Genomic DNA, 8,042 nt, shown 5'->3' on the forward strand with positions numbered 1-8,042 from the left:
GCGCAACCTCCCCATCGTGAAGGGACTGCCCCACATGACCGACCAGCATGGTGAGCTGGACGCCGCTCTCGAGCGGGTGATCGAAGCGGCCCGCCACCACCTGGCCGCCGTACGCGCCGCACAGGGCCGCGTCGACGACGACGACGTCTGGCAGGCGTACGTGGCGTTGAACAACGCCTCCTTCGCGTACGACGAGCGACTGCTCGACGCCTTCGGCGAGGTGACGCCGTGGGATGTCGACTCGATCGACCCGGACGAGGCCGACGAGCGTTTCGGCGGCGGCGAGGGAGCCGAGGCCAGCGACCCGCACCCCCGGGTGATCTCGGTGCGTCAGCGTCGTGACTACCGGGTGCCGAGCGTCGCCGCGCTGCTGCGGGTGGCCGAGGCGGCCCGCCGCGAGGGCACCCCGGAGGACGACGAGCCCGCGCCGGTGGAGGGCGTCGGCGAGGCGGTGCTGGAGCTGCTGCAGAGCGGTGACGGCTCGCTCGGCGCGCTGGACGTCCCCGAGCTGGAACCGCTCGACGGGGTGGTCATGGTCAGCGAGGTGGGCACCCCTGTCGACCTGGAGTCGTTCGACGACGACGACGCGGTCGGCCCGTTCCAGCCGGCTGCCGACGACCGGCTGGTCGGTCGGCTCGACGAGCACCCGTTCCTGGAGCTCGACGACGACCACGACCACGCCGGGCACCAGCACTAGGCCGGGTGCCGCCCGGGGCCGACTCCGGCCTCGGGCGGCACCGCCCGGTCGTCAGTACGACAGACCCGGCTGCGGCTGGTTGACCCGCCGACGACGCAGCACCACCTGCCGCGTGCCGTCCCGGTACAGCCGCACCCGGGCCAACTCCCATCCGGAGAACTCCGCCTGGATCGCCAACTGCGCCGCGGCGGTCAACCGGTCGACGTTCGGCGGCAGCCGCAGTGGCGCGTACTCGTAGTCCATGTCCTCCATGCTGCCCAGCCCAGCGGCCGTTCGCCACCCCCTCCGGAGTGACCAACGACGCCACCGTCCCGCCGCGTCCCCCGTGCCCCCGTCGCGCCCCGTCGCGCCGATCTTGCGGTTTCTGTCGCCGAAATGAGTGGCATGCCCCTTATGTCGCGACAGCAAGTGCAAGATCGCGGGAGAAAGGGCGGGGCGTCGTCGCGGCCCGGCTGGGTAGGGCGTCAGGCTGTGGGGACGTTTGCTGTCAGCAGGGCGGCTAGGGCTGGCGCGGCCAGGGCGACCGCTCGGGCGCTGCCCGGGTCGACAGCCAGCCCCCAGGACTTGTCCGGCCAGTCCTCGAACAGTTCGGCGCAGGGCAGCGCGACGAACGGCACCCCGTCCCCGGTGAACGCGGTGAGCGCGCCCGGCGAGGTGAAGACCGGCAGCAGCGGCGCGCCGGTCGCGTCGCCGACCACCGTCCACGGAAAGTCGGCATCCGGCGTCGGTTCCCCGGAGAGGGGGACGCACACGGTGGCGCCGGCCAGCACTCCGAGGTAGCCGGGCAGGTCACGCCGGTCGACGGCCGCCGCGAGCACCGCCACCACCGCCGGCTCCGCGTCCACGGCTGGCGCCGATCCAGGTCGCGCAGCCGGCACCGCCGGCCCAGGATGCGCAGCCGGCACCGCCGGCCCAGGCCGAGCAGCCGGCACCGCCGGTCCAGGGCGCGCGGCCGGCACCGCCGCCGGGCCGGGGCGCGCGGCCGGCGGCAGCGCCCGGCAGGAGAGCGTGCCGGGCTCGTCGGTCAACACCTCGGCGGCGGTACGGGTCACGAACACACTGAGCCGCTCCACCTGCTCCGGAGTGCGCGCCGCCTCGTACCACCAGCCCTCGTCGGCGGTCGGGCGGTGCCAGCCGAGCGCGGCCAGGCGTGCCTCGTCGTGGCCGGGGCAGATCACCCGCACCACCTGGCGGCGCACCAGCAGCCGGATCTCGCGCGGACCGGCGGAGAGCTCCAGGTCGGTGTCCCGGTCGCAGCGGGCGACGGTGTCCCGCAGCCGAGCGGCGATCTCCGGCCAGGTCGGCGACGGCGACGTCACGCCGGCGCGCCCGGCAGGCGGTCGTCCAGCCGCCCGAGCTTGGCCACGGTCTCCTCCAGCCGGCCCAGCGCCGAGAAGTCCCCCGGCGTGCCGAACAGGTCGCCGAGCCCCGCGCCGAGCGCGACGTCCAACCCCTCGGTGTGCTCGTCGACGTGCCCGGAGGCGACCTCGCGAGCCCGCCGGTACGCGTCGAGCACCAGCTCGGCCACCCCCTCCGTGCCGATCCGCAGGGCGGCGGGCGCGAGGGTGAGCCCGATCAGCGCGCCGGTGGCGTCGACTGTCGCCGAGACCAGCCCGCTCTCGTCGGCCGCGGTGCCGGACAGCTCGGCCAGGTCGTCGCGGAGGCCCGCGAACCGGCGTTCGATGTCGGCGATCCGCCCGGCGAGCGCGTCGAACGCGGACGTCGGGTCCGTCATGAGATTCCTCCCCGTGGATCGTGCGACCGGGTGGTGCCCGGTGGCCGGGAGATCGTATCGTCGGTGCGCTCGACTCATGGGGGAGGAACGGCATGCCACCGGATATCGATGTCGACGTGCAGGCGGTCCGTCGACTGGAGACGGCCGCCAAGCAGGTCGCCAGCTCGCTGGCCGCGCTGGAGGGGCAGATCGTCTCGGCCGGCGACGTGCCGTCGGACGCCTTCGGCCACCTGCCGTTCGCCAGCGACATGCTCCGCGACAAGTACGCCGAGCAGGTCACCGGCGGCAAGGAGTTGTTCGCCGCGGCGAACGCCGCGTTCGGCCGGGTCGCCACGGCGCTGGCCGACACGGCCGAGGCGTACGAGCACAACGAACGGGACCTCGACGCCGGGTTCAAGGCCATCCAGTCGGGGTTGCCCGGATGAGCGGCCCGGCCGGCAGCGCCGTCCAACTGTGGAACGGCCTGGACAGCGCGCTCTCCGGGGTGCAGGACGCCGTCGACAGTGTCTGCCGGACCCTGGCGTGGCCACTGATCCAACTCGTCGACCTGGTCGACGGCGAGCCCGCCGTGCTGCGCGCGAAGGCCGCCGAGTGGGACGCGCTGGCCGCGCAGGTGCGCGACCTGGCCCAGGGGCACCGCGGCACCCGGGAGTCCTCGCAGGCCGGCTGGCGCTCACCGTCCGGTGTGGCGTACGGCCAGCGGTTGGCAGAGGTGGAGCAGCAGCTCCTCGACGTCGCCGAGCAGTTCGCCGCGACCGCGGAGTACCTGCGCAGCGTCGCCGACGGCCTGCAGACCGTCCACGACGTGCTGGTGGACCTCTGCGTGGAGTTCGTGAACTTCCTCCTGGTGACGCTGGTGACGGCGTTGCTGATGGCGCCGGTGACCATGGGCGCGTCCTGGGCTGCCGGCGTGGGCGTGGCCGTCACCAGGGGCCTGATCGTGGTCACCCGGATGTTGAAGGTCATCCGGCCGCTCGCCGTGCACCTGCAGAAGGTCATCCGGCTGCTGCAACGGGTCATGCTGTACCTGCGCAAGCTGCGCACCCACCTGGACAAGCTGGTCGACATGCAGAAGGCGCTGCGCACCGGCAAGAAGTACGCCGACAAGCGCCGCGCCGCCGGCAAGCTCGACAAGTGGCACCACAAGTTCCTCGACCCGTCCAAGGGCACCTACAAGCTGGGCAAGTCCGGTTCCCCGTTCGACATGGGCGCCCTCGACCGGGCCGCCGCGCTGCGGGCGCACGGGGTCGCCGACGGGGCCCGGGTGATCGCCCGGGACTGGGCGACCCACCTGCCGTGGAACGTGCCGAACTCCGTCGTCCACGGTGTCACCTGGGGGACTGTGGCGTTGACCAGCGGGCTCTCCGTGCCGGGCAGCGAACAGGTCGGTGACCAGATCGACCAGGCGGTGCAGGGCGGCGCGGACTGGATCGACCAGAATGTCTTCGGGCAGCCGCCGGCAGGTCAGCCGGCGGGCCGCTAGGAGGCGACGGGTGATGTCAGGGGAGCGGGGTCGGCTGGGCCGGTTCACCGACGCGGTGCTCGGCGGCGCGCGGGCCGCCCGGGACAAGGCCCGCGAGCTGCGGGACGAGTTCCGCACCAGCGACGAGCCGGAGCGCGCCCTGGTGGCGCCGCTGCTGGCCGGGCAGGACCTCCGCTACGTGGGGCTCGGGCCGGTGCGCCTGTCGCAGACCCACCAGGCCGGTCGGCAGCTCGCCGACGAGGTCGGCGCCGAGTTGGCCGACGCGCTCGACCCGAAGGTGCTGTTCGGGCTGCTCAACATCGTCAACCCGGTGGTCTGGGTCGACGCGGTGCTGGCGCCGGTGCGGCTGGCCGCGGGTGTGCTGCTGCTGCCGGGCAAGGCGGGCGCCATCGCCGCCGGGGTGCCGGAGTTGGCCGCGCCGGAGCCGAGCCTGCCCCACCAACCCGCGCAGCGGGAGCCGATCCCACTGACCGAGGAGCAGGAGGCGTTCCGCGCGCTGTTCCGGCTGAGCCTGTACCGTCCGCTGGCCGACCAGCTCGCCGAGATCGCCTACCGCCGCCGGTACGTCTTCAGCGGCGACCTCGCCACCCTCGCCGGCAGCCTGCTGCTCTTCCTGGAGCGCTACAGCGGCACCCCGCTGGCGGTGACCGACACCCACCTGCACCTGCTGCGGATGGGCCCCCGCCCGGACGCCGACCGGCCCGACCGCCGTCAGCCGCGGGTGCTGTGGAGTGTGCGCCGCGACCGGGTGGCCCGGGTCGACTCCGAGCGTGGGGCGAGCGGCCTGGTGCAGCTCACCTCCACCATCGTCTTCGACGACGGCTCGTGGGTCCGGCTCACCCAGCCCGCGCTGCGCGACGACCAGTCGCGCTTCCTGACCGCCATCCAGGACCTGCCCGGACAGCGCCCGACGCCGTGACCCGGGGCGCCGCTCAACGGTGACCCGGCCAGCGGGTCAGCAGCAGGCCGGCGTGCCGGCCAGCCGTGCCCGGTGCGCCGGTCAGCCGTCGCGTTCGGGGTAGCCGACCGGCACCGCGGACACGTCGTCCAGCGCTGTGGTGATCTCCTCGGGCAGGGTGATCCGTTCCACAGCGAGCGCGCCGAGCAGCTGCCCGACCGTGCGGGCACCGAGGATCGGCGCGGTCACGCCCGGCCGGTCCCGGATCCAGGCCAACGCCACCTCCAGCGGCGACACCCCCAGCCCACCGGCCGCTGTCGCCACCGCCTCCACGATGCTGGAGCAGCGCGGCTCCAGGTACGTCGAGACGAACCGTTCGAAGTGCGGCGACGCGGCCCGGGAGTCGGCCGGGCGGCCGTGCCGGTACTTGCCGGTGAGCACGCCCCGGCCCAGCGGCGACCAGGGCAGCACGCCGAGGCCGAGCGCGTCGCACGCGGGCAGCACCTCCCGCTCCACCCCGCGCTCCAGCAGCGAGTACTCCACCTGGGACGCGACCACTGGCGCCCGCCCCGGCCAGGCGGTCTGCCAGGCGGCGGCCCGCGCGGTCTGCCAGCCGGAGAAGTTCGACACGCCGACGTAGCGGACCTTGCCGCTGGCCACCGCGTGGTCCAGGGCGGCCAGGGTCTCCTCCAGCGGGGTGTCCGGGTCGTACCCGTGCACCTGGAACAGGTCGACGTGGTCGGTGCCGAGCCGGCGCAGCGACGCGTCCAACGTGCGCAGCAGATGCCCCCGGGAGCCGTCCCGACGGCGGCCACTGCCGGGGCGCAAACCGGCCTTGGTGGCGATCAGCAGATCCTCGCGGGGCACGAGGGAACCCAGCAGCGAGCCGATCACCGACTCGGCGTCGCCGTCGCCGTACACGTCGGCGGTGTCGATCAGGTTGCCGCCCGCGTCGAGGTAACTCTTCAGCTGAGCGGCCGCATCGTCGGCGTCGGTGTCCCGGCCCCAGGTCATGGTGCCGAGCGCGAGCCGCGAAACCGCCAGCCCGCTTCGGCCGAGCGGTCGCTGTTGCATGGGTGAACCTTATTTCGAACCTGCCGCCACCGATATCCTCGCTCCCGTATCTCTGCCGGTTCTGCCGGTTCCGCCGCCCCGGGCTGCCCCGATGGAGGGGGGACCAAAGGTGTCGAGCCGGTGATCGAGTCCGTTATCGGCATTGCGTAACCTGGGGCGACCTGTGCCACGGATGGGGGAGGACCAGTGCGACTCGGGCTCAGTCTCGGATACCAGACGGCGTGGAGCACACCGGCCGACCACCTGGCGCTGGCCCAGGAGGCGGACCGGCTGGGCTATTCGGTGGTGTGGGCGGCGGAGGCATACGGCTCCGACTCGCCCAGCATGCTCGCCTGGATGGCCGGGCAGACCGAACGGATCGACGTCGGCGCCGCGGTGATGCAGATCCCCGCCCGTACGCCGGCGGCCACCGCCATGACCGCCGCCACGATCGACGCGCTCTCCGGCGGCCGGTTCCGGCTCGGCCTGGGTGTCTCCGGCCCGCAGGTGTCCGAGGGCTGGCACGGCGTGCGTTTCGCCAAGCCGCTCGCCCGGACCCGCGAGTTCGTCGACATCGTCAAGCTGGCCATCGCCCGCAAGGAGGTGGCGTACGACGGCGAGCACTACACGCTGCCGCTGCCGGACGGCCCGGGCAAGGCCCTGCGTCTGGGCTTCCACCCACCCCGCGAGCACATACCGATCTACCTCGCCGCTGTCGGCCCGAAGAACCTGGAGCTGGCCGGCGAGATCGCCGACGGCTGGCTGGCAGTGTTCTACGCCCCGGAGTTCGCCGAGGAGCAGCTGGCCTCGGTGCGCGCCGGGCGGGCCAAGGTCGGCAAGGAGCTGGCCGGGTTCGACGTGGTGCCGTCGGTGCCCGTGGTGATCGGCGACGACGTGGCCTCCTGCGCCGAACTCGTCCGCTGGTACGCCGCGCTCTACGTGGGCGGCATGGGCAGCCGGCAGCAGAACTTCTACAACCAGCTCGCCACCCGGATGGGCTACGGCGACGCCGCCCGCGAGGTGCAGGACCTGTACCTGGCCAAGCGGCAGCGCGACGCCGCCGCCGCCGTACCCATGGAGTTCATCGACCGCACCTCGCTGCTCGGCCCGAAGGAGCGCATCGCCGAGCGGATGCGGGAGTATGCGGCGGCCGGCGTCACCACGCTGTCGGTGACCCTCTTCGTTGCCGACCGGGACAGCGGTGTGCAGACCCTGCGTACCGTCGCCGAGGCTCTCGACCTCTCGGGAGTCGGCGAGTGACCTGGGTCGAGGCCATCGTCCTGGGCATCGTCCAGGGACTGACCGAGTTCCTTCCGGTCAGCTCGTCGGGGCATCTGCGGATCACCTCGGCGATCTTCTTCGACCGGGACGCCGGCGCGTCGTTCACAGCGGTCACCCAGCTCGGCACCGAAGCGGCCGTGCTGATCTACTTCGCCAAGGACATCTGGCGGATCACCCGGACCTGGCTGGTGGGCATCCGGGACAAGTCGGTCCGCTCCAGCCTCGACTACCGCATGGGCTGGTACGTGATCGTCGGCTCGATCCCGATCGGGCTGTTCGGTTTCGTGTTCAAGGACCAGATCAAGACCGCCGGGCGCAACCTGTGGGTGGTGGCGACCACGCTGATCGTGTTCGCCTTCGTGTTGGCCTTCGCCGAGTACTGGGGGCGGCAGACCCGCACCCTGGAGAACTTCCGGATGAAGGACGGCATCGTGATGGGCTTCGCCCAGGCCATGGCGCTGGTCCCCGGGGTGTCCCGCTCCGGCGGCACGCTCACCGCCGGCCTGCTGCTCAACCTGACCCGGGAGGCGGCGGCACGGTACTCGTTCCTGCTGGCCATCCCGGCGGTGGTGATGTCCGGCGTGTTCAGTCTCGGGGACGTCTTCGAACCGTCCGCCCCGGGCACGTCGGTGCCCACAGTGGCTCAGACGATCGTGGCCACCCTCATCGCGTTCGGCATCGGGTACGCGGCCATCGCCTGGCTGCTGCGTTACGTCGCCCACCACACCCTGTACGTCTTCGTGCTGTACCGGGTCGCGCTGGGCACCCTGGTCCTGGCCCTGCTGCTGACCGGCACCATCGACGCCACCTGAGCCGATCTGTCGACGGCCCGGCTCGGGGGCCAGGTCATAGGGTGGTCCCGTGGCGACCCTTCTTCTTCTGCGACACGGCCGAC

10 protein-coding genes are annotated in these 8,042 nt (G+C 72.8%); 6 read left to right on the top strand and 4 right to left on the bottom strand.

The window, feature by feature from the left end; all coding sequences use genetic code 11:
• The first annotated feature begins 34 nt into the window (after positions 1–34).
• A complete protein-coding gene (locus NIE79_RS14880; protein WP_091408864.1) occupies positions 35–697 on the top strand; it encodes a hypothetical protein in 663 nt (220 codons plus the stop codon).
• A 51-nt stretch (positions 698–748) separates the two neighbouring features.
• On the opposite strand, the gene NIE79_RS14885 is transcribed toward NIE79_RS14880, so the two are convergent.
• From NIE79_RS14885 to NIE79_RS14895, 3 genes are all read right to left on the bottom strand, one after another.
• The gene (locus NIE79_RS14885; RefSeq protein WP_013734349.1) at positions 749–940 is read right to left on the bottom strand and encodes a DUF5703 family protein; all 192 of its coding nucleotides are present in this window, start codon (positions 938–940) and stop codon (positions 749–751) included.
• A 221-nt stretch (positions 941–1,161) separates the two neighbouring features.
• A complete protein-coding gene (locus NIE79_RS14890; RefSeq protein WP_308193179.1) occupies positions 1,162–2,016 on the bottom strand; it encodes an SseB family protein in 855 nt (284 codons plus the stop codon).
• Positions 2,013–2,432: a YbaB/EbfC family nucleoid-associated protein gene (locus NIE79_RS14895; protein WP_238679132.1), complete on the bottom strand. Its 420-nt coding sequence runs from the start codon at positions 2,430–2,432 to the stop codon at positions 2,013–2,015. Before NIE79_RS14895 ends, NIE79_RS14890 begins: the two co-directional genes overlap by 4 nt.
• 92 nt (positions 2,433–2,524) lie before the next feature.
• Between NIE79_RS14895 and NIE79_RS14900 the strand changes: the two genes are divergently transcribed.
• From NIE79_RS14900 to NIE79_RS14910, 3 genes are read left to right on the top strand one after another with little or no spacing between them, the layout of a single operon-like run.
• Complete coding sequence (locus NIE79_RS14900; protein WP_124822552.1) at positions 2,525–2,857, top strand: hypothetical protein; 333 nt, start codon at positions 2,525–2,527, stop codon at positions 2,855–2,857.
• Complete coding sequence (locus NIE79_RS14905) at positions 2,854–3,915, top strand: WXG100 family type VII secretion target (RefSeq protein ID WP_238679133.1); 1,062 nt, start codon at positions 2,854–2,856, stop codon at positions 3,913–3,915. Before NIE79_RS14900 ends, NIE79_RS14905 begins: the two co-directional genes overlap by 4 nt.
• Positions 3,916–3,925: 10 nt before the next feature.
• Positions 3,926–4,834 carry a hypothetical protein gene (locus NIE79_RS14910; RefSeq protein WP_238679134.1) on the top strand — a complete coding sequence of 303 codons (909 nt, stop codon included), beginning with the start codon at positions 3,926–3,928 and terminating at the stop codon, positions 4,832–4,834.
• A gap of 81 nt (positions 4,835–4,915) precedes the next feature.
• On the opposite strand, the gene NIE79_RS14915 is transcribed toward NIE79_RS14910, so the two are convergent.
• Positions 4,916–5,887 carry an aldo/keto reductase gene (locus tag NIE79_RS14915; RefSeq protein WP_091408467.1) on the bottom strand — a complete coding sequence of 324 codons (972 nt, stop codon included), beginning with the start codon at positions 5,885–5,887 and terminating at the stop codon, positions 4,916–4,918.
• A gap of 186 nt (positions 5,888–6,073) precedes the next feature.
• Between NIE79_RS14915 and NIE79_RS14920 the strand changes: the two genes are divergently transcribed.
• Together NIE79_RS14920 and NIE79_RS14925 are read left to right on the top strand one after the other, a co-directional pair.
• On the top strand, positions 6,074–7,126 hold the full coding sequence (locus NIE79_RS14920) for an LLM class F420-dependent oxidoreductase (RefSeq protein WP_030332780.1): 1,053 nt from the start codon (positions 6,074–6,076) through the stop codon (positions 7,124–7,126).
• On the top strand, positions 7,123–7,959 hold the full coding sequence (locus tag NIE79_RS14925; protein ID WP_112587410.1) for an undecaprenyl-diphosphate phosphatase: 837 nt from the start codon (positions 7,123–7,125) through the stop codon (positions 7,957–7,959). Before NIE79_RS14920 ends, NIE79_RS14925 begins: the two co-directional genes overlap by 4 nt.
• The last annotated feature ends 83 nt before the right edge of the window (positions 7,960–8,042 follow it).

Origin of the sequence: Micromonospora trifolii, from assembly GCF_022229005.1 — a bacterium.
Lineage (GTDB): Bacteria > Actinomycetota > Actinomycetes > Mycobacteriales > Micromonosporaceae > Micromonospora > Micromonospora trifolii.

What these genes read in the sequence shown, in the direction of transcription:
- NIE79_RS14880 (WP_091408864.1), top strand. Translation starts at nt 35, where the DNA reads ATGACCGACCAGCATGGTGAGCTGGACGCCGCTCTCGAGCGGGTGATC.
- NIE79_RS14895 (WP_238679132.1), bottom strand. Translation starts at nt 2,432, where the DNA reads ATGACGGACCCGACGTCCGCGTTCGACGCGCTCGCCGGGCGGATCGCC.
- NIE79_RS14915 (WP_091408467.1), bottom strand. Translation starts at nt 5,887, where the DNA reads ATGCAACAGCGACCGCTCGGCCGAAGCGGGCTGGCGGTTTCGCGGCTC.
- NIE79_RS14885 (WP_013734349.1), bottom strand. Translation starts at nt 940, where the DNA reads ATGGACTACGAGTACGCGCCACTGCGGCTGCCGCCGAACGTCGACCGG.
- NIE79_RS14900 (WP_124822552.1), top strand. Translation starts at nt 2,525, where the DNA reads ATGCCACCGGATATCGATGTCGACGTGCAGGCGGTCCGTCGACTGGAG.
- NIE79_RS14905 (WP_238679133.1), top strand. Translation starts at nt 2,854, where the DNA reads ATGAGCGGCCCGGCCGGCAGCGCCGTCCAACTGTGGAACGGCCTGGAC.